The sequence below is a fragment of the Moorena sp. SIO3A2 genome, from assembly GCF_010672265.1.
GTDB lineage: Bacteria > Cyanobacteriota > Cyanobacteriia > Cyanobacteriales > Coleofasciculaceae > Moorena > Moorena producens.
Genome location: NZ_JAAHHC010000029.1, coordinates 67,178 through 90,398 on the forward strand (window position 1 = coordinate 67,178; position 23,221 = coordinate 90,398).

Sequence of the window (23,221 nt, forward strand, 5' to 3'; positions counted from 1 at the left end):
GGTTGTTTGTTATTGGTTGTTTACAAGAATCGTGAATGCGCCATCCTATTCACATTACTAACCACCCAATTCGATTTCTGCTCTACCTGGAGTGGATACTGCTGATCATTACCGCTTTGGTGGAATTACTAAAACTTCCTTTTCCCCCGCTACCTAGGTCGCCACTACTCAATCTTGTTTTCCTGGGAGTATTTGGGTTAATGGGATTGAGATTACCAACAAATCAGCCTATTTATAAGATACTTTACACCGCCGCCGAAATTGGGGTAATTCTCTTAGCGTCCATAGTGGGACACATTCGGCTGTTGCAACTGATGTTAATTATATTAGTTGTTCGCAACTGTTTTATCTTTGAGTTCCAAGGTCGCTTAGTGATGACTGGATTTGCGCTGATATTATTCCTAATGAGGCAAATGGTTCGATTTCAGCATCATGCTCTGAGGCATCGTCCTCCCTTTAGACCACCTCCTGTGTTCAGACCACCACCGACAGGGTTGATTCCGGAGCGATTACTATTTATCTTATTGAGTTCTGTCTTGATATTTGTATTGGTTTTAATCGTTTTGCAGCTATTAGTGGATGCTGTACTATCAGAACGAAAAAGTCGGGAAGACCTGGCACAGGCTAATGCTCAACTGCGTCAATATGCCCTCCGGATTGAAGATATTGCTACGCTGCAAGAACGTAACCGTATTGCTCGGGAAATTCATGACTCCTTAGGACATTCTTTAACTGTATTCAATTTACACTTGGAAGCAGCTTTAAGACTATTACAATCTGACCCGGCTGAAGCCAAAGAATTTATATTAGAAGCGAAACAACTGGGTAAAACTGCTCTGAAGGATGTACGTCAATCCGTTGCTTCCTTGCGTTTAAATCCTTTACAAGAGCAATCTCTAGAAAATGCGATCGCATCCCTAATCGACGACTTCCAAAAGTCCACAGCCATCTCACCCACATACCATCTTAACCTAAAGCGTTCAATCCCTGGCGACATCAAAATCGCAGTTTACCGTATTGTCCAAGAAGGGTTGACAAATATCTTTAAATATGCTAAACCTACTCAAGTATACATCCAAATTAAGACAGCAACAGATTTACAATTAATTATTAAAGATAATGGTATTGGATTTTCCCTCAACCAGAACACAACCGGTTTTGGTTTACAAGGAATGCGAGAACGCACCCAAGCCTTAGGAGGAACCTTTAAAATTGAGACAGCACCAGGAGCTGGCTGCAAAATTATCGCTCATTTTCCCTTACCAAAGGTTTAATTTATATAGCAATCAGCAATCAGCAATCAGCAATCAGCAATCAGCGGTCAGCAATCAGCAATCAGCAATCAGTTATCAGCAATCAGTTATCAGCAATCAGCGGTCAGCAATCAGCGGTCAGCTATCAGCTATCAGTTTATGCTTACATGAGCTTTTACCCAGACTTTCAATTTTCATTAATCTCGAACTATTAAATTATCCCATTTGAGGTTGATTTTCAGCTGACAGTTGATAACTTTATTAATGATGATTCGTATTTTACTCGTAGATGACCAGAGTCTAATTCGGCGTGGATTAAAAGCCTTGCTGAAGTTAGAAGAAGACTTACAGGTAGTCGGTGAAGCCGAGAATGGACAAACTGCAATTAGTTTGGTAAAAACTTTACAGCCAGATGTTATACTAATGGATATTCGGATGCCTGTCATGGATGGCGTCGCTGCCACTCGGGAAATTTGTCAGCAATTCCCAGATACAAAGGTATTAGTACTAACTACCTTTGATGATGACCAGTACGTTACCCAAGCCATACAGTGCGGAGCAGCCGGATATTTGCTGAAGGATACCCCTCCAGAAGAATTAGCCCAGTCAATTCGAGCGGTGCAAAAAGGTTATACTCAGTTAGGCCCTGGTATAGGCAGAAAAGTCGCTGCTCAAATGCGAGACCCAACTCCGAGTCCACCTCCGGGTTGGGATGAACTAACTCCCAGAGAGCAGGAAATTTTACGACTAATTGCTACCGGTGCTAGCAACCGAGAGATTGCTCAGACGTTGTATATTTCTGAAAAGACCGTGAAAAACCACGTTACTCATATTTTGAGTCGGTTGAATGTACGCGATCGCACTCAAGCAGCAATTTTAGCAAACTCCATGTTTGTAAATTTTAATGATAACTGATTATTGAGCTAGCATTTGTAAGCTGTCAGCCGTCAGCTGTCAGCTGTCAGCTTTATGAATTCCTGACAGCAGACGTAACAGAGATTAAAGCAATCCTTGCCTCTTTTATTCAAAAGCTGTTCCCACCTATAGCAATCTTAAATCATTTGTAAAATCACTGGACTTGTTAAAAAATAGCTCTTTTTCCCTTATGATCTGACTTCTGCCTTCTGCCTCCTGCCTTAAAGCAGCAAATTTATTTCACGAATCAGATAGGACTGCTATAAAGTAGCACTTATAAATAGCTCATAAACAATATTGCTGATTTCTGATAACATCAAAATATTTATTACTGTTCCCTGTTCCCTGCTCCCTGTTCCCTGTTCCCTGTTCCCTGTTCCCTTTACTATATATGAGTTCCTCTTCTCAATCTGAAACTTTGATAATTGCCTACTTTTTTGGCGCTCTTCTCGCTATCACCGTTATGGTTTACTTGCTCAGAGGTTTTGGTATTCTTACCTTTCTTCCTGGTGGTATCCTGTGGCTATTGATCTTGTTATCGATTGGTACAGGTCTAGTTTATGGGGTTCAGAAAACTCGACGTTATTAAGGGAATAGGGAGTAGGGAGTAGGGAGTAGGGAGTAGGGAGTAGGGAGTAGGGGTAAGAAAATTGACTGTAGCTAAGCATTCAGCTATCAGCGTGTCGCGTATCAGCGTGTCGCGTATCAGCCTTGGCCTTTGAGCCACGCTACGGGAATGGCCACGCTACTAGATCGGTACTTTGTGGCATAGGCTTAATGCCTGTGACGTAACGCTGACGGCTGTTCGCGAAGCGTGAGCCTTGGGCTCACGGCTGATAGCTGAATGCTTTCGCTTCGGTCGTCAGCTATCAGAATTTCGGGTATCAGCGTTTTGAGGATTTTCCCTGAATACTAATCTAATCGCGGCCTTCAGCTGATATGATGTCAGGATAATTACCCTTAATCGAAATCTCCCCATCTCCCCATCTCCCCAAACCTCCCATCCTCCCCGCGCCCCCGCCCCCTTAATGATGGGTATTCAACCAGACTTGAGATAAGTCTGATGTCGGTAAGCATTCAGCCTAGTATGGTACAACGTAAATAAAGATACTATTGAAAAGTAGCGAAAGGCTTATATAATAAGAATTCTGCTCAGGGCTGATAGTTAAGGGCTGATCGCCCGTCCGCTGAGGGCTGACAGTAGAATCTATTGCGGAAATCCTTGACTACTACGTGGTTATAGGGAATACAGTTAGGTTAATCTTGAACAAAAGTGAGGTAACGACAATCAACATGGAAGCTATTGAACTGGAAGTCAGCCAACTAAAATTTTTACTGAAGCTACTGAGCAAACCGGATTATCGGGCAACGATTACGGAAGCCAAGCCCAATTCTAAAACCTCAGCGGGGGAACGAGATCGAATTTGTCAGGCGTTATGCGATCGCAATTTGATTGAGTCTAATACAGAAATCACGAAAATTCAGATCACTGATGCAGGCAAGGAACTCCTAAACCAAGATCAGGCTGACTCACAACTGAGCACGAAAGAGCGCAAAATTCTTAAAGCCTGTGAAACAGAACCGACTACTCCGGCCAAGACAAACGTCAAGCCTGCTAAGACCCGCAAGGAAATCATGGACAGTTTGATAGAGCAGGGCTATATCACAGTAGCAGAAACTAAATTCAAAGATGTCTGGATTACTGAAGCAGGTATTGAGTACCTCTTAAATAATTATAAACCCGTTGGTCGTGGCAATATCAATCTGTCTAAAACCATGCTAGCGGATTACATCGATTTCCTGCGGAAACAGCTACCAAACTCAACAACTACAATCTCAGCTCTAGTCAATCCCCCTACTAATGAAGAAATATTACAAATTATCAAGAATTTAGACCAAGAACTGGGTACAGAAAACTATTTGCCACTGTTTCATTTGCGCCAAAAGTTACAACCCCCTTTGTCTAGGGAAGAATTAGATAAAGCACTGTATAGCTTGCAAGCAGAAGATAAAATTGATCTGAGTGCTTTGGAAGAAGCCAATATGTATACAGAGGAACAAATTGAAGCTGGTATTCCTCAAAATACCGGGGGGAGGCTATTTTTCATTATGGTGCAGTAAAGTATGATCCTAAAGTAGGAGACAAAGTATAATACACTAACCCCAGACTTCCCAATTGTTAATCCTCTATCCTTTTCCAAACTATAGATGGAATTTTAGAGATGGCAACGATCCAGGAAATAATTAAACAAGCTCCAAATCCGTTTGACCCCGTAACCTTTACTACGGGTAATTTTTGGGAAGATCCAGACAATGGGGCTGTTAATGTCACATCGATTCATCAAGATGAAATTAATCAGATAACCAGCACCCTCAGTGCGGTGACTCAAGACCATCGACCCCGCACTATCTTACTGGCTGGTGATCCTGGTTCGGGGAAAAGTTATCTGTTAAAACGGCTCAAACAGCAGTTCAATCAAAAAGCCTTTTTTGCTTATATTGGTCCTTGGGCAAATAGCGATCGCATCTGGCGCTATATCCTTAGGGAAACCGTTGACAGTCTGGTCAAAGTCCCAGAAGGGGAAAAAGAGTCTCAGTTGCTGCTGTGGCTAAAGAGTCTCCCGGCCTTTAAAAAAACCGGCTGGCTCCGGAATGAGCGACAACGGTTTATTGCTGACCTCAGAGCTAGCTATCCAGGGGGAATTCATAGAAATAAAGAGTTTTTTGGAGTGCTTTATGAGCTAACTAATCCAGAACGGGATTACCTGGCTTATCAATGGTTAAGGGGAGAAGATTTAGATGAAGATGACCTGCAAACCCTTGGGGTCAGAGGCTCTATAGATAACGAAGACGATGCTCAGAACATCTTAATCAACTTCGGGAGAATTTCTGAATCCACCAAGCCGATTGTGCTGTGTTTTGACCAATTGGATAATATCCCTCGTTTGCCCGATGGTTATCTGGATCTAGAAGCTCTGTTTAATGTCAACTCTACCCTTCATACTCGCTATCCCAATAACATGCTGATTATAATCAGCATGATTACTAATACTTTGAAGCGCAATCAAAAACAAATTAAACCCGCTAATATTGCTAGACTTAATCATAAAATTCTGCTCAAAAGGATTCCCCTAGAGCAAGCCGAATCGCTTTGGGCAAACCGACTCTATCCGTTACATCAGCAAGCTGACCAAAAAACCAAAACCATTTCACCGATTTATCCTTTAACTCGGCAAGACCTCGCAAAAGCATTTCCTGGTGGCAAAACCACCCCCCGGGAGACATTGACCCTGGGAAATCAGCTAATTGAAAGGTATAAAACTCAGGAATTTAATAGTTCAGAGCCATCAACCAAGACTAAATCAACTAGTCAAAATGATACTGCTAGCAAATCAATACCGAGAGCAGAAAAAGTCTTAGCTTCATTTAAATTGAAGTGGCAAAAAGAATTTAAAAAAACTGAGCAGAAAATTACCCGAATCCAGGATATTGATGAATCTCAATTGATTAAGATGTTACGAGAGGCGTTAGAAGCTCTGGAGGTCAAGGATGTTAAATCAAACTTTTTGTCAGGTAGTTGTGCCAGTTATTCCCTAAGTTACCAGCTGCCATCATCCCAGGAACGGTTCGGAGTAGTCTGGGGAGAAACTACTAATGGTAACAGCTTCTATCATCTGATGAATGCCTGTGAGAAAGCTATTCAAGGCAATCGCTGTCAAACCTTATACCTGATTCGCTATACACAAGTTAGGAAACGCGGTCTCAAGGGGGACAAACTCTACACCAAACTATTCAATGGTTCTGGCCATATTCACCTCAAATTAGAGAATCTATCTTCTGTCCATTACTTAGCTACTTATGATAGCTTAGTTAATCAAGCTTGTTCCCAAGAGTTAGTGCTTGCTGATACAATACTAACACTGCCAGAGTTACAAGATATAATCAGAAAATCGGGAGTTTTGGAGCATTGTTCATTACTACAAGATTTAAATATTTTTCCTAGTAATATTAACGATAATCAAATTGTTACCAAACCAGTTAAGGAATTTGTCATAACTCTGCTCAAACAGAATCAAATTATTGGTCATAACGTTTTAATTAAAACTACTCAGAATAAATTTAATTCTATCAAGGCAATAGCCATTCACCAGGGGATTAATGAACTGTCTCAGGAAAATAAAATTAAACTTGTCCCTGTGGATGGTTCCCCAGAAAAACAATTAGTATGTTTAGTACCGTAAGCAATCAGCTATCAGCAATCAGCTTAAGCGCTACGCGCACGCTACGCGAACAGCGGTCAGGAATCAGCATTCAGCAATCAGCATTCAGTCATCATCCATTGGCTGTAGGCCAAGCTACACCCAACAGCTTTTGAATAAAATAAGCTGACGGCTGACGGCTGACGGCTGACGGCTGACCGCTAAAGATTATTCTACCATAGCAAAAATTCGGATAACAAGCGCCAATGTACCTGACTCAACCAGTCCAAATCCGAGAATTAATCCTTAATTTATCAGCAGCAAAAATTCTGTGGCTAGATACGGAAATAGCTGATTGGAATACCCCTAATCCCAGATTATCTCTGATTCAGGTATTGGCTGATCCGACAGATGCAAATGGTGACAAAGCTTACATCTTAGATGTATTAGACAAACCGGAAGTAGTGCAATACTTTGTTAACCATATTATGGTTAATCCTAACATTGAAAAAGTCTTTCATAACGCTAGTTTTGATTTACGCTATCTAGGGGGAAAAGACCAAGCTAAAAATGTTACATGTACCTATCAGATAGCGAGAAAGCTAACCAACAAGAAACTGTCTAATCCATTACAGGTATCGAATAATAAGCTAAAAACACTAGCGCGAGAGCTGTGCAGTTTTCCCAATGTCGATACAGAGGAACAAAGCAGTGATTGGGGAAAACGTCCGCTAACCGAAAAACAGCTAAAGTATGCAAAAATGGACACAGTGTATCTAGCCCATGTCCATTGGCGCTTACTAGAAATTGCCAAAAATAGCTCGAATCCAGAGCAGATGGTCACCAAAAAATCACGGACGCAACAATCGGAATCCCCTTGCTTCAGTGTTACCCAAGTTAGGGTCGCCCTTGAATGTCCTCGCTTATTTTATTTGAGTCAGCGCTTTGGTGGAAAAACCCTATTTATACCACCATCCCACTCACCAGGTATTGGGAAAGTCTTCCATCAGCTATGTGAACAGTGTACTGACACACTCCAGCAAGATTCCCGATTTCAAGCTTTATTTTCCCCCACAGCAAGTCAGCTAGACCAAAGCCAGATTAACTCTAAGCTCCAAGCGCTACTGTATGAGCTAGTTGTTTTCCCGAAAATCGATGACCATGAGATAGCCTCGATCCTACTTCAACTGTGGCAAGGATTAAAATCACTAATTCCCCATTGGACTCAACTGCTAGTTACTAATCGAGGCTATTGTCAGCCAGAGGAAGTAATAAGTAAAACCTTCGTTGCTCAAGAAATGAACCTGAGTTATAACTTCACTCTTCCTGATGGCAGCCAGCAACGAGTTAATGGAAAATTCGATAGCTTAATATTTGACTGTGAGCGCGATCGCTATTGTGTCGTAGACTATAAAACCTATCAACCGGTAGATCCATCCGCTAACCTAGCTCAAGTAGCCCTCTATAGTTACATGCTCCACCAAAAAAAAGGAGTAGCAATAGATGCAGCGGTTTATTGTGTTTTACCGGAATTCCAAAAACACTACTATTCCCGGGAAGAGCTAGAGGATACAGTGGATCAGGTCATTCCCCATAAATTACAACAGATGCGCCAATGGCTGAGTTGGAAACCTGACCAGGTGGAAAAGGTGGGAGATGGGGAAACTATAAAAAACCATTGCACTCCAGCAATGGGTAAAGGCAACCTGGAGCCACCACCACCGACACCACAGCTTCACCTATGCAACATTTGTCCTCAACAGCAGACCTGCCAAACCTTTTTTGAGGATGGGAAAACTGAGCAAAAGCCGGTCAAGGCAACATCCCGCAAAATTCCTGAGACTAAGCAAAAGCCGGTCAAGGCACCATCCCGGAAAACTGTTGATGCTGACCAGACCGGGCAAAAATTGGTGAGTACTCTAGAAGACTTTAAAATTAGTGTCGATTATGTCAACGCAACAGTTGCTCCAGCATTTGTCCGGATCAAGCTAAAACCCAATCGTGGGGTAAAAGTCATATCGATACAGAATCGATCCCAGGATTTACAAGTACACTTGGGTCTGGAGAATCCTCCTCTGATTACTCCTGAAGCTGGCTATGTCAGTGTGGATTTACCACGGAAGGATGAGGATAGAGAAGTAGCTCGATTTGATGACTATATCCAGCCTCAGCAAAACTCTAGTAATCCTCCCAGGATTGGGCTTGGAGTAAATTTAGATGGGAAATTGGTAGAGGCGGATTTATCTGATCCCAATACCTGTCACTTTTTGGTAGGGGGCACAACCGGAAGTGGCAAGAGCGAATTTTTGCGATCGCTTCTGCTATCCCTACTCTATCACCACTCTCCTCAACAGCTCAAAATTGCTCTAGTTGATCCCAAGCGAGTCACTTTCCCAGAATTTGAGGGAATGTCATGGTTGCTGTCACCAATCGTTAAAGATTGCGATCGCGCTATCGAACTGATGGCAGAATTAGTTGACGAAATGGAGCAGCGTTACCGGAAATTTGAACGAGCCAAGTGTCCTCACCTGGATGCTTATAATCAGCAATTGAGTAATAAACAAAACCTACCATTACCCCGGATAGTCTGTATTTTTGATGAATATGCTGACTTCATGGCAGAAAAAGAAATCCGCAAAGAGTTAGAATTAAGTATTAAGCGTTTAGGAGCTAAAGCTAGAGCAGCTGGGATTCATTTGATTATTGCTACTCAACGACCAGAAGCGAAAGTTGTTACTCCGATTATTCGGTCTAATTTACCAGGGCGAATTGCTTTACGCACCGCGTCTGAAGCGGATTCAAAGATTATTTTTGGTGGCAACAACACTGAAGCAGCTTATTTGTTGGGTAAGGGAGATTTATTATATCAAAAGGGTGGTAAGTTAGAGCGATTGCAGAGTTTGTTTGCTGAGAGGATTGTATTGCCTTGAGCAAAGTTTATTCAAATAAAGTTTGACCCTGTGGTGCGTTACGGGGCAGACTATCCAAAAACTGGCTACCGTAAAAATCAAGGCAAGTCCGCCCCTAACACACCCTACCCAACACCACGAGCCACACGAAAACCGACATTGATGAGACCAAAATTGAGGGGGATGAAAGCGCGCGCGAAAAATTTGTCGCGGAAGGCAGAACGGCAATCCTTAGGAAAGTCGAAACACGAGCCCCCCCGCACAATATAATAATCAGGATGAAAATGATTAATACTCCAGATACTCCCATCTGTAGGGGCTCGTTTGTAATTACCATGCCAAGGATCCGCACACCACTCCCAAACATTGCCGTGCATATCGTATAAGCCAAAGCCGTTGGGGGGAAAACGTCCTACTGGGGTGGTTTCTCCTCGATATTTCCCTTTTGCTTCCTCTGCATAAGTAAGGTTACCGCTATAGTTAGCTAATTTACTGGTTATGGTCTCTCCATAATGGAATGGTGTGGTAGTTCTTGCTCTACAGGCGTATTCCCATTCCGCTTCACTGGGTAATCTGTATTCCGTTCCTGTATATTGAGAGAGGCGACGGCAAAATTCCACTGCATCATACCAGCTTACTTCCTGTACTGGTCTATTCTTTCCTTTAAATATCGAAGGGTCTGGGTTTAACTTCCACTTAAGTTTTGGTAGGTTAGCCACAACTCTCCATTGCGCCTGGGTTACCTGATATTTCCCCAGGAAGAAGGGTTGGATGCTTACTAGGTGCTGAGGTCTTTCGTTATCAAAACTCTCCTTCTCAGTTTCCGGGGAACCCATTGAGAAGCTTCCTTTTGGGATATACACCATCTCTAGGTCTACTCCATTCCCCAGATCTTCAGTGAAATAACTTGCTTGTTTATCTTCTCGCTTGATTGTTGCTCCTCTACGGTTAACTGTTACTACTTCAAAGGAAAACTGCTTTAAACCTATTGGCGTTTCCGATGTTGGAGGTTTATCTGAAGCAGATGGCGTTTCCGATGTTGAAGATTTATCTGAATCAGATTTTCGATTGACGTTTTGTTTGTGAAATTTTAAATTATAAACGTTCTTAGCATTTTTTTCTAACCATTGCTTTAGTTCCTCAGTCTTTGACTTGTGAATATTTCCATTTACTAATAAACTATCGACAAATTTGACAATCAGTTTTTCATCATCAGTTGGTTGATATATCTCATCCAACTTTTTTAGAATATCATAGAAACTACCAGGGAGTTCATATTTTGTATCATCCCGGAATTCATAGTGACAGCAAGCTCGATAAGCCTGTTGCATTTGTTTGATCAATTTCCTTTCTAAAGGAATCAATATATTGATTAAACTAGTGGTAATTTTGAATTCTTTATTAATGGCCTTTAATTGAACATTATTGGGATTTTTTTTAAGTGCTCCATCAATTAATTTTTCCAACTCATTGGAAGCCTGACAATGTATTATTAAGTTGTGAACGATTACCTTTAAATTTCCAACGCTAGCAATCTCGTTCAGTTTTATATTTAATTCATAAAGCACCATCATTTCTAATTTATGTTTATCAGGGAAAGCACTACACAGTGCTTCATTTATCTTGTTGATGAGATAACCAGGGGTATGTCCAGTATTCATGGATGGTTAGTTCAAGACCTGTGAAAAATAGAACTTAATACTTTGACTCTAATTTAGTATCTACACCCTGATGATACTGAATTGAAACCCGCTATACTAACCCCATACTAACACAGCATACACTCCATAGATAAAATAAACACTAAGTACAATCGCAATAATAATCCGAGCCTTCATGGAAGTAGAATGGGCAAGATGCCCGTTACTGATTGTAGAACGGGCATCTTGCCCGTTACTGATACGAGACGACTGTAAGAACGTTCTCGCAAAGAACCATATAAAAATAGAATTATTGGTGGGTGGTCAAAACTGGTCATTATAAAAGACAAAAGTTCAAAGTCTTCTCACGATACCTGATTAACTTCTATTTCTAAGGCTGAAATTGCTTCTATGATTTCATCAAAGGGTGGAGCAGTACCTAACATCATGCCCTGCATTGCCTGATAATCAGTAATGAGAGCTTTTAGTAATTCTCCTTTCGGTAAGAGTTTTAGAGAGCCGGGAATCGCTTCGTCTAATTTCATCCAGCTTCGATTAAACAGTTTTTTGGTGTACTGGCGTACATCTTCTCTTAACTGATGATTGGCAATGGCTGTCTTACCTGCTTCCTGACGGGAAATTATTGCTACATCATAATAATGACGTGATAGTCTCTGGGGATCACTGGGCAGGCGTTGTTTGTCTCGATAACCACAAGACCAACCATGTAATATCATGATTTTATCCCAAAAAGTTCTTTGAGGGTCGATGGTCGTTACATTTGCTACGGAAAAATTCCATTCTTCAAGTATCTCGGATAGATAGGGGGTAATAGTATGATTTTGATGGGGATCGAGCGCTGACCGTGCGCCTGCTTCTAGTTTGACACGGGGTTGAACGTAAGCAATGCTATCGGATGGAAATAAGCTCGGATACTGAAACAGCAGGGTTGAATTATCTGGATCGTCTTCATCGAGTACAATGCGACTCTCAGGCGAAATTACCCCAGCAACTTGTGATAAGTCATCTTTAAGCTTGCCACAGATATACGTTGAAGCAGCTTGTTTTAGTTCGGACGCTAGTTTTTTTCGCCGCTTGCTAGAGATTCCAAGAGCAGAGGGATCGTTATCCCCGGCAAAACCCAGATCGCTCCTGAATACCACCAGATCTACATCCTCGGAAAATCTACTAATGAGTTGATAAACCTTGGAAAGGGAAGTGCCGCCTTTAAACAATAGTCTGGGGTGTTCCTGGGGTAAGCCATTATAAAGGATATCCAGCACCAGGCACACCCAAAAATCCTTTTCTATATAGGTAGACAAGGTATTGAGGGAATCCGCTGTTGACTCAAAAACATCGTTACGGTCTTGTGCTGGTAAATTTAGAAATTCTTCAAATGCTGGATTCACTAGGAGACACCTTCACCCTTACTAACTTGACGTACAACGGGTGTCATCCACGTTGGTAACAGCTTAATACCTTCTGCGAGATCTTGTTTGATGTCTGAAGACAACCGATTGTGTAGGGTATTAACCACATCTTTATCAGCAGCGATATTTTCGCCCAGCCAATATAAGGCCCTAACCACAGGCGCACCAGGACGGTTAGCCCATGCCATTAACCGTTGAGAGACATGACGTAGTTTGATGGTACGCCCACCAACTTGTAAAGTTCGGCTCGAACCATTCGTTATGTAGCTGTTCTGGGCGGGAACGGCATTGGTCAGACCTAGCTGGTGGGCTGCAACAATGCCATCTGGCATGATTGATATACCATCCCGACGTGCCAGAGCTTCCACAACGGCATCAATGTTGGGTGGGGCAGGACGCTTTAAGATATTGCTGGTGCGTGGATAGTCATATAAACCGCGACCAACGCGGCGCAAAAATCCTTGTTTCACCAGACGAGATAGCGCTTTATCTACAGCATCACGACTGCCGAGATCTACAAAATCTTTGGGTGTGCAGACCCAACCACCGCGACCATGACCACGAACTCTGTTCAGGATTTTTTTTGCTATACCCTGCATCTTACGAAAGCTATGAATATAAAGTTCACGAAATATATTTTGTCAGAAGTATAGCCAATATTTCTGACTTTTTCAAGGCAGCTAACCGTGTATTAATTGCCCAAAGTCAGGATGTTGAGGTAACGAAGGTGAGTAGAACTGTCAGGATAGGTTCTATGACCCTTCGATAAAACTGTCAGATTAATCGAAAACCAACCCTTGATTCAGCAACGCCGCTGATAACTGATAGCTGAACGCGCACGCGTGCGCGTAGCGCATTAGCTGATAGCTGATAACAAATAGCTGATAGCTTAAATACTAACCCCAAACTAACACAGCATAGACTCCATAAATAAAATAAACACCAAGTACAATCGCAATAATAATCCGAGCCTTTCTCGAAGTATGGCGTCTCCACAATACAAAGCATCCCACTATTACAGCCAACACTTCTATAGGAGCAAAAATATGACCATAATGACGAGAATCCCAATAAGACACAGGGCTTTCAAAGCGCCAATTTGACAATGGAAAAAAGTGACGATGGGCATCATCAGCATGAACAGGAAAATCCCCAATCCCATGAAGAGCCATGCTAGCAAACATAGCAATCAGAAACGTTTGACCAAAATAGTAAGCTAATAAGCCACCTAATAGTATCAATGGAAAAGAATTGAAAATATCAAAAAATACTTGCCAGTTTTGGTTATAATAAGATTCAGACCAAATTACATTTTCAGGAATTCCTCTGATTAATTTTTCATATACGTAAAAAATTACCATTGGCAGATCTGGTAAGATGGCACCGAACACAATTGGGAAATTATTTTCGGGCTTTCTTTTTTTTCCTAAAATCAGGAGATTAACGATGGCGTGAGCGGGAGTATTCACAAATTAGAGAATTAAGAATTTAGAATTTAGAATTTAGAATTTAGAGGGAGTCGGGAGTCGGGAATCGGGAGTCGGGAATCGGGAACAGAAATATGTCTGGCAAGGCAGATTTATGGGTATAATCCGCCCCCCTAGCCCCCCAATTTTGGGGGGAATAAAACTCTCAAGCGATGCAGCGCGGTCTTGGGGAGCCAGTGCGGTCTTGGGGGTTTCCCCCATGAGCAACTGGCGTGGTTTCCCCCATGAGCGACTGCATCAAGACAAGTCCCCCAAAGTTGGGGGATTTAGGGGGCTTTACCAAAACCAGACGAGCCCGCATTCATACTTCAATTCAGCAACGCCATATGTCTTAACCTTTACTTCGACTTCTATAACTTTAACCCTTCAACCTTCAACTTGTAACTTATAGCTTTTATTGCATTTATTAGTTACGCTTATAAACCTCAAAGTCCCCCTTTTTAAGGGGGATTTAGGGGGATCGCTTTGTCCCTCATAGCTATAAGAATTGCTATATACCTTTCAACTTATATTCAACGGATTAACATCAATAGTCAAGCTAATATCTGGAGGACAGATATCCTGCAATTCCCGCCAATTCACTAACCTTGCGGGGACAGTAGGAGGAAACTTCAGCAAAATCTGCCATCGATAGCGACGAGCAACGCGAATTACACTGGCTGGTGCTGGTCCTAGGATATCGTACTCGGCTTCAGGAGTATCTAACCTGTCGGCTAAATCCTCCGCGACCTTCTCCACCGCCACAGGATCCAATCCACTTATGCGCAACAGAATCAAATCACCATAAGGGGGATAGTTCAGTGCTGCCCGTTGTTCCAATTCGTCGGAGATAAACGATTGATAATTATGAGTTTTAACAGCCTGAATCACAGGATGCTCTGGGGAATAAGTTTGAATAATTACCTGACCAGGGTCATCCCCACGACCGGCACGACCTGCCACCTGAGTTAATGTTTGGAATGCCCGCTCGGATGCTCTATAGTCTGATAAATACAGTAATCCATCTGCTGCTACTACTCCCACCAGTGTCACCTGAGCCAGATCTAATCCTTTGGTCAGCATTTGGGTACCCACCAACAAGTCAGCTTCCTGATTAGCGAATTGAGTTAACAGAGTGCGATGAGCATTCTTGGTACGAGTGGTATCACTGTCAAATCGGATAATTCGCAACTCTGGAAACAGCTTCGCCAAATCTTGAACAACCCGCTGAGTACCACTACCGAAAAATTTCAGGTAGGGAGAACTACATTCTGGACAACTACGGGGATGGAGTTGTCCGAAATTGCAATAGTGGCACCGCAATACTTGAGTAGCCCCTTCATGAGTATAGTGATAGGACAACGAAACATCACAGTTAGGGCATTCCACCACATGACCACAACTACGACAAGACACAAAGGTACTGTGTCCTCTGCGGGGGATAAATAAAATTCCTTGTTTCTCTTGTTCTTTTAGTCGTCTCAAGCGGTCTTGGAGAGAACGGCTAAAAATTGACCGATTCCCAGCTTGTAACTCCTGCCTCATATCCACAATTTCCACCGGTGGCAGGGGTCTGGATTGAATCCGTTCCGGCAGAGATAAGTAATGAGTGCTAAGTTCTGGATGCTGAGGAGGTGAACAGGTGAAAGGCTGAACCTCAGGAGCTGAAGAGGTCAGGGGATTAATTTCACTACCGATTTGACCATCTGTCGCTCCCCCCATCACCTTAAGAGTGACCCAGCTTTCCACTGAAGGAGTAGCTGAACCTAAAATAAGGGGACAATTTTCTAATTCTGCTCGCCACTGAGCAACGGTGCGAGCGTGGTAGGTAGGAATGGGTTGGTCTTGCTTGAAGCTAGAGTCGTGTTCTTCATCTAAAACGATTAATCCCAACTGGGGCAAGGGGGCAAAAACAGCAGAACGAGTGCCAATCACCACTTGTGGCTCACCTGGGATCATCTGTCGCCAGGTATCATAGCGCTCCCCTTTATTCAAGCCACTGTGGTAAACCCGAACTTTGTCACCAAAGCGAGCCCGGAAACGGTCAGTAATTTGAGGAGTTAAGCCAATTTCCGGCACCAACACCAAAGCGGATTTCCCTTGCGCTAGGATTGGTGCGATCGCTTGTAGATAGACCTCCGTTTTCCCAGACCCAGTCACCCCATGCAACAGCACTTGGGCAAACCCATCAATATTATTAATCAGGTCTAATGCACGGGATTGGGCATTTGTCAAGTTCTTCGGCGCATCTGTAGCCATGGTTGGTGAAGTCGCATTGCGCAATACTTCCCTAGCCTCAATCACCACATATCCCTTATCTTCCCATGAATTTATAGTTGAGGAACTAACATTACAAATTTGTGATAGTTCACTCAACCACAAATCCCCCCCACGACGGCGTAGCACCTCCAATACTTCCCGTTGCCGTCGAGTCAGATTAGACCGATTGATATCAGCCACCAGAGTCACAGCTTTCTTGAGCTTAGGACGAGTTGGCTTAGGAGCTTCCAGATAACTTTCCACCCAACCTCGCTTGAGCAAGTGACGTAATCCTGCTTTAGCCCCCTTTACCTGACGTTGGAGGTATTGCCAGCTGTAATCCCCATTGGGTTTAGCCTGAAGAATCTCCAAAATCTGACTTGCGGCTGAATTATTAATAAAGACATGAGCCTCTTTAGGCAAGGCCGAGGAATTGAGGCGAATTCGACGCTGCGATCGCCCTAACAGTCCTGGAGGTAAAGCAGACCGAATCACTTGGATTAGAGGGGTGCAGTAGTACTGAGCAACCCGCTCTAACAGTTGGCAGTAGGAACTTGGAAAGAAACCGGGACTGATCACCTCCTCTACGTCCTTAATTTTCTCCAGTGGTAAGTTTGGGGGTGGAGAGTCTACAATCCGAATAGCGATCGCTCCTAGCTGTTGAGTCCCGAATGACACACTCAGAACATCTCCAGGATTGATTGATACATCCAATGAATTACGATAAGTATATATACCTTGAACTCCTGGACAATCTACTAAGACTTCAACCCACTTTTCCTGGCCACCACCAGAAAAGTAAAGTGCTCTAGGCTCAGCTAACAGTAGACCTAAAGGAGGATTAGACATAGGGCAGCTTTGGTTTGGGAAGGCTCCTATTCTATCACTATTGGTAGATAGGAAAATTCTAAAATATGTGAGATCCTGTTTCCAGAGTCAAAATAAATAATAAAAGCAATGGGAAGAGAATTATCTCCCCTGCTTTCACCCTAGACTGTAACTAAAATCTATGTAATTAAACATTTCGTAATTACAGATACAACTAGCCAAACTGCTTCTGGTAAGCTTAAAATCATTAATTTATAATCACGTCAATCACACATAAACTACTTGAAGCAGGTTGGGTCACTGAGCTTTGAGGGTATGGAGCGTGTTTTAGCTGCTCTGTCTAGAGTATTAACTTCTTTGTGAAACCAGCAACACCAATTTTTTAGAACAGATTTCTCATTAAAGGCCAATTTTCAGCAACAAACAGCCTCAATCCCTCAGGGCAACGGTTTTAACAAACTTAAAATACACTTGCAACTCACACATCCCTATGAATATTACAGAATTAAACCAGACTCATACAATGCCTTCTACGGAAGAGAAAGATTTTTATGTTACTGACCACATTGAGCCAGAGGAAACAGATTTACAGCGTGTAGCCGTCGAATTCACCGAAGACGATGAACTAGTGGTCTCTACTTCCCATAATTTCCGGAAAAGCGGCTCTGATGACACGGTGGGTGCGTTCTTTAAGGAGATGGCTCGTTACCCATTGCTCAAGCCAGACGAAGAGGTAGATTTAGCCCGTCGGGTTAAGTTCCTAGTAGAAATAGACCATCTCCACAACAGCTTACAGGAAAAATTAGACCGTAAACCAACTAAGGCTGAGGTAGCTGCAGCGGTCGAGATGACAGAACGTCAGTTGGAGGGGAATTTATATCGTGGTCGTGTGGCAAAACGCAAGATGATTCGCTCGAACTTGCGCTTAGTGGTTTCAATTGCTAAACGATATATAAATCGGGGTGTACCATTTCTAGATTTGATTCAAGAAGGTGCGTTGGGCTTAAACCGAGCAGCGGAAAAGTTTGACCCAGATAAGGGTTACAAGTTTTCTACCTATGCTTATTGGTGGATTCGTCAGGCCATTACTCGTACTATTGCCAATGATGCCCGAACTATTCGTCTACCAATCCACATTGTCGAAAAGCTAAATAAACTTAAAAAAGCTCAGCGGGAACTTAAACAAAAACTGCAGCGCAATCCTAATGAACTAGAACTTGCTCAAGCGCTAGAAATTTCCCTCTCCCATTTGCGTCAGTTGCTAGAACTGCGTAGGCGCTCCCTTTCTTTGAATCACAGAGTTGGTAAAGGGGAAGACACAGAACTGATGGATTTGCTCGAAGACAATGATCTACGATTGCCCGAAGATAAGATGAATGAATCCATGATGCGCCAGGAGATTTGGGAGGTTCTCAGTGATGTTCTGACTGAGCGGGAAAAAGATGTGATTTCTCTACGCTATGGTTTAGCCAGCAGTGAACCCTACACCCTAGAAGAAGTAGGAGGCATGTTCAATCTCTCTCGGGAACGGGTGCGTCAGATTCAAAGCAAAGCCATGCGTAAGCTACGCCGTCCCCAAGTGGCTCGACGGCTTAGAGACTGGTTGACCTAGTGCAGCAGGTCTTAGGTCAGCTCTTGACTTATAGATAAAGGGTAAGCTATCAGCGTGTCGCGTATCAGCTATCAGCGAACAGCGATTAGCGCTACAGATGGTGCTACTTGAGGTGCTATCAGCGCTGTAGCCACGCTACCGGAACAGTTTATGCCCATAGCCAAAGCTACACCGAACAGCTTTTGAATAAAATAAACTGACGGCTGATGAATAAAATAAGCTGACGGCTGACGGCTGACGGCTGTTGGCGTAGCCTGGGCGTAGCGCATATGCTTACGATAAAGGTTATGTCGAAATCAGGTAATTCCAGTTAATTAGTTACCCATTACCAGAGAAGGGATATGATAATTAATCAAATTGTCTTTTTGATTGTCCCTTTGCCAGCACTATGGGTAACTTTACCTTAAGACCAGCCACAGAAGCTGATGTAGCGATTCTGTTTAATTTGATTAAGGCTCTAGCAGAGTATGAGAAACTCTCCGAAGCTGTCACTGGCAATGCTGATGACCTGAAAGAACACCTGTTCGGCGCTAAACCCTACGTAGAGGCGATTATCGTTGAACAGGGTGGTCAAGGAGTGGGATTTGCACTGTTTTTTAACAACTATTCCACATTTCTAACTAAGCCAGGAATTTATCTAGAAGATTTATTTGTATTACCGGAATTTCGCCGCCAAGGCATCGGTAAAGCTATACTCAGTTACCTGGCTCAGCTAGCAGTGGACCGTGGCTATGGGCGTTTAGAATGGAGTGTACTGGATTGGAATGAACCTGCCATCGCATTTTATGAACGTATGGGAGCAGCAGTATTGCCAGACTGGAGAATTTGTCGAGTGACTGGGATAGGTCTCAATCAGCTAGCTGAGTATACTGATCCGGCAACGACTGACTAATGTTGCTTAAATGCTATACTAGGAAGTATATGCAGCTGCGACTCTAAACCCCTAGTTGCAGGTAAACTGCAAAAAGGACATAGGGTAATTTACATATTGGTTGATATAAAAAAAATCACAAATGACTATTTGGGTAAACGAGCAGATTGATCCATCGGGTCTTCTCTACTCTTGTATTGCCACTTGCAACGAAGAGCAGGCTAAGGATTGCCACGAGTCGTTTCAGGAGAACTTGACTGATCAGCAAAAAGCAGCGGGTTGGGTTGCCCGATTACGCACAGTTAAGTCTTGGGATGAAGTGCCGGTGAATACCTTGAAACTTAATTAGAATGTAGAATGTAGAATTGAGAATTGAGAATGAAGAATTGAGAATTGAGAATTGAGAATGAAGAATTGAGAATTCTACATTCATTCTACATTCTACATTCATTCTACATTCTACATTCTGCATTCTACATTCATTCTACATTCTACATTCTACATTCTACATTCTGCATTCTACATTCGCGCATTCTACATTCTACATTCTGCATTCTACATTCGCGCATTCTACATTCTCGGCGTTGCTGAATTAAGGAATGAATGCGCGATCATCTAGTTTTATTAAAGCCCCCTAAATCCCCCAATTCTGGGGGACTTTGAGAGTTTTTCCCCCCAAGCGAGCAATCCCTCGCTTGGGGGGCTAGGGGGGCGAAACCATACTGAGAATCAGCAACGCCACATTCTCAGCCTAAGATCTATTTTGGCTTGGGCAGTCGTAGCAAATTGGAACGGATTGGACCGAGAATGCGGTTTAGCTCACGCAATTGATCAGCTGTCCCCATACAAATCAGCAGGTCTCCTGGTATGAGTTTAGTGTCACCGTCTGGTCCAGCAATCAGACGACCGGAATCCCGGCGAATTGCTAAAACCAAAGCACCAGTTTGCGATCGCAGTCGGGCTTCCCTGAGGGTTTTGCCCACGCAAGGACAGGTTTCGGGGTCTAGCAGAAACTCTTCCATATAAAAAGAGCTATCAGTTCCGGTTAGAATCCCATCCACAAAATCCATGACTTGGGGTCTAAGGGCTGCAGCTGCCAAGCGTCTACCACCAGTGATGTAGGGAGAGACTACAGCATCTGCACCAGCTCGCTGCAACTTTTGAACAGCTTCTTCGGAGCTAGCACGAGCGATGGCTCGAATTCGAGGATTGAGGGTTTTGGCAGACAAGATAATATAGAGATTTTCAGCATCTGAGGGCAGGGCAGCCACCAGACAAATTGCCCGTTCAATCCCCACATTTAGCAGAGTTTCATCCAAGGTGGCATCTCCGTGTACAGAAATACAACCCATATCCTGGACAGCCTGAACCTGTTCCAATCGGGAGTCAATTGTTACAAATGGGATGCCCTCAGCCTTAAATTCCAGAGCAATCTGACGCCCAGTCCGTCCAAACCCACACAAAATGTAGTGTTTCGTCAAACTATCTAGCAAGCGCTTCTGTTGCCTCATGCGAATTCCATCTTGAAAGTAGCCTTGAATTAGGGCTTCTGTAAACCGGTTAACAATGTAACCGATACTAATAATGCCCATAAAAATCAGACAAATGCTAAATAGTTTTGCCCGATCTCCCATCGGCCGTACTTCTTGATAGCCCACTGTCGAAAGGGTGATTACCGTCATGTAGGCTGACTCCAACCAGCCCCAGCCTTCAACCACCCGATACCAAAGAGTTCCAATCAGAAATACACCCCCGAGAGTGATCGCACCGGCAATCAGCTCTTGGCGAAGACGTCGATATTTTTGCTCAAGGGTTGAATACACCGTTGCTTGTCATGGGTTAACTTAACTTAATACCTAGATAAAATTCAGGTGAAACTGGCAACACCGACAGCTGACAGTGGTTTTTAATATTACATATATGAATATGATTAAGTGTATTGGTTTGCTATCGGTATAGTTGACAAATATAGTTGACAGATATAGTTAACAAATATAGTTAACAAATATAGTTAATAAATATAGTTGATAAATATAGTTCACAGATACGGCGGTTTGCAATTCAGTTAGGTACAAAGTTCTGGGTTTTTAGGGAACAGAGAACAGCGGATCTGGGAACAGGGACAACAATCCTGTGTACCTGATAGTTATGCAAACCGCCCTATATAGTTCACAGATATAGTTCACAGATATAGTTCACAGATATAGTTCACAGATATATAGTTCACAGATATAGTTCACAGATATAGTTCACAGATATAGTTCACAGATATAGTTCACAGATATAGTTCACAAATATAATATATAGTTCAAAGATATAGTTCACAGATATAGTAAAGTGTTCAAGACATATGAAACCAGGCGGTCAATGCGACTGCCAAGGCATCTGCTAAATCATCTGGTTTGGGGATGGTGTCTAAGTTTAACTCCCGCATAACAGCCTGCTGAACCTCATATTTATCCGCATTACCATATCCGGTCATTGCCTGTTTAATCTGACCCGGTGTAAACTCTACCATTGGAACTTGATGTTGTGCTGTTACTAACACCACAACACCCCGTGCCTGAGCTACGGAGATCGTAGTACTCATACGGTAGAAAAAAAGTTTTTCAATCGCCACCAGATCCGGTTGGCAGTGTTCAAGCAGGGTGTGTAAATCCTCGTAAATCGTACACAGTCGTGAGCCGTAATCAGTCTTGGCAGGGGTTTGGATGATGCCAAAATCTAGCAACTGCAATGGTTCAAGGGTTGCCTGTATTAGTGACTGCCTAGAAGGCTTGGCCACTCCTAAGGAGCCTTTTGTGTTTGCTGACTTACTAATTTTGGTGGTTTGGCAACTAATTGCGCCAAAACCTAAAGTAGCTAGTCCTGGGTCAATTCCCAAAATTCGCTTTTCCATCTGGCTCACTGCAGTTAATCCCTTTCGAGTGTAATCACTAAATTAGGTTAATGGTGTTAGTGCTATCATCCCTATTACCTAGTGCTATGATCCCTAGTACCTGTAGCGTTCGGCATTAAGTCATGACCTCTAAGCAGCCACACCTTAACGGGAATCAAAGAAGTCTGGGGTAGCTGACTACTTGGGATTATTCTGTTTCACCCCGTATTTTTTGGGGTTACGCTACTACTCTCATACCCTAAATGGCAACTCAATCGACCTCACCACTTTCGGCATATCCACGGGTAAATTCTGATCATAACGTTTAGGTACCGGATATTGTATTAATCACACCTTAGCCTAATTATCTGAAACTGTGGTGATCAGTACCAGCTTCATGGTGAATTCACCATTGAGGTGCGACCCAAGGGCGCGAGCAATCCCTCGCGCCCTTGGAGGCGCGCACCTTGATCAGTAATATCAATGAAAACCGCTATACCTGAAGGGTGAGCGGCTATGTGAATCACGCGCTTTTCACACGAATGTTTGATTAGGCAAAGAAAGTACCAATCTGACAGGCACTTCCGGAGCCTTAGCCGTTCCTCACTACATGCATCGCCTCCTTGTCAAGTGCTGGAGTTCGACCAGCAATGTCTATCCAGCTTTTGTACTTACCATACTCAGTGTAGTTATGTCCTCAATCAGTCTTTTCAAAAGAGCTCTACGTACCCTACAAAATGAATCGAGAGGTCGAATTCCTCAGCGGGTCAACCGTTGGTTTAAGTGGTTAGCCCCTGGATTACTGGTGAAGCGTTGGATACTTTTAAGTGCTGGTGGTGTAGTGCTAACAAGTTTGGGATTAGCGATTTGGGTAAAGCTGACCCCAGTTTTTTACATCATTAAATTCACAGCCCAAGTTTTAGAGAAAATTACCACCATTATTCCTAACCATGTGTCTGGT

General features: G+C 43.1%; 19 protein-coding genes and 2 pseudogenes. 11 read left to right on the top strand and 10 right to left on the bottom strand.

The window, feature by feature from the left end:
* Nucleotides 1-35 precede the first annotated feature (35 nt).
* The 7 genes from F6K64_RS26190 (at nt 36) to F6K64_RS26220 (ending at nt 9,297) form a co-directional block, all read left to right on the top strand.
* On the top strand, nt 36-1,274 hold the full coding sequence (locus F6K64_RS26190; RefSeq protein ID WP_287266790.1) for a sensor histidine kinase: 1,239 nt from the start codon (nt 36-38) through the stop codon (nt 1,272-1,274).
* 246 nt (nt 1,275-1,520) lie between these two features.
* Nucleotides 1,521-2,168 carry a response regulator gene (locus tag F6K64_RS26195; protein WP_044492827.1) on the top strand — a complete coding sequence of 216 codons (648 nt, stop codon included), beginning with the start codon at nt 1,521-1,523 and terminating at the stop codon, nt 2,166-2,168.
* Between the two features lie 391 nt (nt 2,169-2,559).
* Complete coding sequence (locus tag F6K64_RS39120) at nt 2,560-2,757, top strand: hypothetical protein (RefSeq protein WP_044492812.1); 198 nt, start codon at nt 2,560-2,562, stop codon at nt 2,755-2,757.
* Between the two features lie 674 nt (nt 2,758-3,431).
* A complete protein-coding gene (locus F6K64_RS26205) occupies nt 3,432-4,289 on the top strand; it encodes a hypothetical protein (RefSeq protein ID WP_229414577.1) in 858 nt (285 codons plus the stop codon).
* A gap of 101 nt (nt 4,290-4,390) precedes the next feature.
* The gene (locus tag F6K64_RS26210) at nt 4,391-6,409 is read left to right on the top strand and encodes an AAA family ATPase (protein ID WP_287266791.1); all 2,019 of its coding nucleotides are present in this window, start codon (nt 4,391-4,393) and stop codon (nt 6,407-6,409) included.
* Complete coding sequence (locus F6K64_RS26215) at nt 6,394-6,543, top strand: hypothetical protein (RefSeq protein WP_287266794.1); 150 nt, start codon at nt 6,394-6,396, stop codon at nt 6,541-6,543. Before F6K64_RS26210 ends, F6K64_RS26215 begins: the two co-directional genes overlap by 16 nt.
* 90 nt (nt 6,544-6,633) lie before the next feature.
* Complete coding sequence (locus F6K64_RS26220) at nt 6,634-9,297, top strand: DNA translocase FtsK (protein ID WP_287266796.1); 2,664 nt, start codon at nt 6,634-6,636, stop codon at nt 9,295-9,297.
* Between the two features lie 104 nt (nt 9,298-9,401).
* Here the strand turns inward: F6K64_RS26220 and F6K64_RS26225 are convergent, their stop codons facing one another.
* The 7 genes and pseudogenes from F6K64_RS26225 to priA all read right to left on the bottom strand — a co-directional run bounded on the left by F6K64_RS26225 (nt 9,402) and on the right by priA (nt 16,920).
* Nucleotides 9,402-10,937: an SUMF1/EgtB/PvdO family nonheme iron enzyme gene (locus F6K64_RS26225; RefSeq protein ID WP_287266798.1), complete on the bottom strand. Its 1,536-nt coding sequence runs from the start codon at nt 10,935-10,937 to the stop codon at nt 9,402-9,404.
* A gap of 236 nt (nt 10,938-11,173) precedes the next feature.
* Nucleotides 11,174-11,254 (bottom strand): annotated as a pseudogene (locus F6K64_RS39125) (arsenical resistance protein ArsH); the annotation flags it as partial.
* A 27-nt stretch (nt 11,255-11,281) separates the two neighbouring features.
* A complete protein-coding gene (locus tag F6K64_RS26235; RefSeq protein WP_287266799.1) occupies nt 11,282-12,325 on the bottom strand; it encodes a nucleotidyl transferase AbiEii/AbiGii toxin family protein in 1,044 nt (347 codons plus the stop codon).
* Nucleotides 12,325-12,945, bottom strand: coding sequence for a DUF6088 family protein (locus F6K64_RS26240; protein ID WP_071102291.1), 621 nt, complete (start codon nt 12,943-12,945; stop codon nt 12,325-12,327). The genes F6K64_RS26235 and F6K64_RS26240 overlap by 1 nt, the downstream gene beginning before the upstream one ends.
* Before the next feature lie 297 nt (nt 12,946-13,242).
* Complete coding sequence (locus F6K64_RS26245) at nt 13,243-13,815, bottom strand: hypothetical protein (RefSeq protein WP_287266802.1); 573 nt, start codon at nt 13,813-13,815, stop codon at nt 13,243-13,245.
* Between the two features lie 33 nt (nt 13,816-13,848).
* Nucleotides 13,849-14,034: a hypothetical protein gene (locus tag F6K64_RS26250; protein ID WP_287250802.1), complete on the bottom strand. Its 186-nt coding sequence runs from the start codon at nt 14,032-14,034 to the stop codon at nt 13,849-13,851.
* A gap of 300 nt (nt 14,035-14,334) precedes the next feature.
* Entirely contained in the window at nt 14,335-16,920 is a 2,586-nt protein-coding gene (gene priA / locus F6K64_RS26255; protein WP_287266804.1) for a primosomal protein N', read from the bottom strand.
* A 469-nt stretch (nt 16,921-17,389) separates the two neighbouring features.
* Here priA and F6K64_RS26260 point away from each other — a divergent pair, with 469 nt between their 5' ends.
* Nucleotides 17,390-18,511 carry an RNA polymerase sigma factor, RpoD/SigA family gene (locus F6K64_RS26260; protein WP_008186088.1) on the top strand — a complete coding sequence of 374 codons (1,122 nt, stop codon included), beginning with the start codon at nt 17,390-17,392 and terminating at the stop codon, nt 18,509-18,511.
* A 71-nt stretch (nt 18,512-18,582) separates the two neighbouring features.
* Here the strand turns inward: F6K64_RS26260 and F6K64_RS26265 are convergent, their stop codons facing one another.
* A complete protein-coding gene (locus tag F6K64_RS26265; protein ID WP_131826836.1) occupies nt 18,583-18,780 on the bottom strand; it encodes a hypothetical protein in 198 nt (65 codons plus the stop codon).
* A 119-nt stretch (nt 18,781-18,899) separates the two neighbouring features.
* Here F6K64_RS26265 and F6K64_RS26270 point away from each other — a divergent pair, with 119 nt between their 5' ends.
* Both F6K64_RS26270 and F6K64_RS26275 read left to right on the top strand, forming a co-directional pair.
* A complete protein-coding gene (locus F6K64_RS26270) occupies nt 18,900-19,403 on the top strand; it encodes a GNAT family N-acetyltransferase (protein ID WP_008186089.1) in 504 nt (167 codons plus the stop codon).
* Nucleotides 19,404-19,524: 121 nt separating this feature from the next.
* Nucleotides 19,525-19,731 (top strand): hypothetical protein, encoded by a 207-nt coding sequence (locus tag F6K64_RS26275; protein ID WP_008186091.1) that lies wholly within the window; start codon nt 19,525-19,527, stop codon nt 19,729-19,731.
* 409 nt (nt 19,732-20,140) lie between these two features.
* On the opposite strand, the gene F6K64_RS26280 is transcribed toward F6K64_RS26275, so the two are convergent.
* Together F6K64_RS26280 and ruvC are read right to left on the bottom strand one after the other, a co-directional pair.
* Nucleotides 20,141-21,205 (bottom strand): potassium channel family protein, encoded by a 1,065-nt coding sequence (locus F6K64_RS26280; protein WP_008186093.1) that lies wholly within the window; start codon nt 21,203-21,205, stop codon nt 20,141-20,143.
* Between the two features lie 518 nt (nt 21,206-21,723).
* A complete protein-coding gene (gene ruvC, locus F6K64_RS26285; protein WP_008186095.1) occupies nt 21,724-22,281 on the bottom strand; it encodes a crossover junction endodeoxyribonuclease RuvC in 558 nt (185 codons plus the stop codon).
* Between the two features lie 670 nt (nt 22,282-22,951).
* On the opposite strand from ruvC, the pseudogene F6K64_RS26290 reads away from it, so the two are divergent.
* Nucleotides 22,952-23,221: pseudogene (locus F6K64_RS26290) on the top strand (hypothetical protein); the annotation flags it as partial.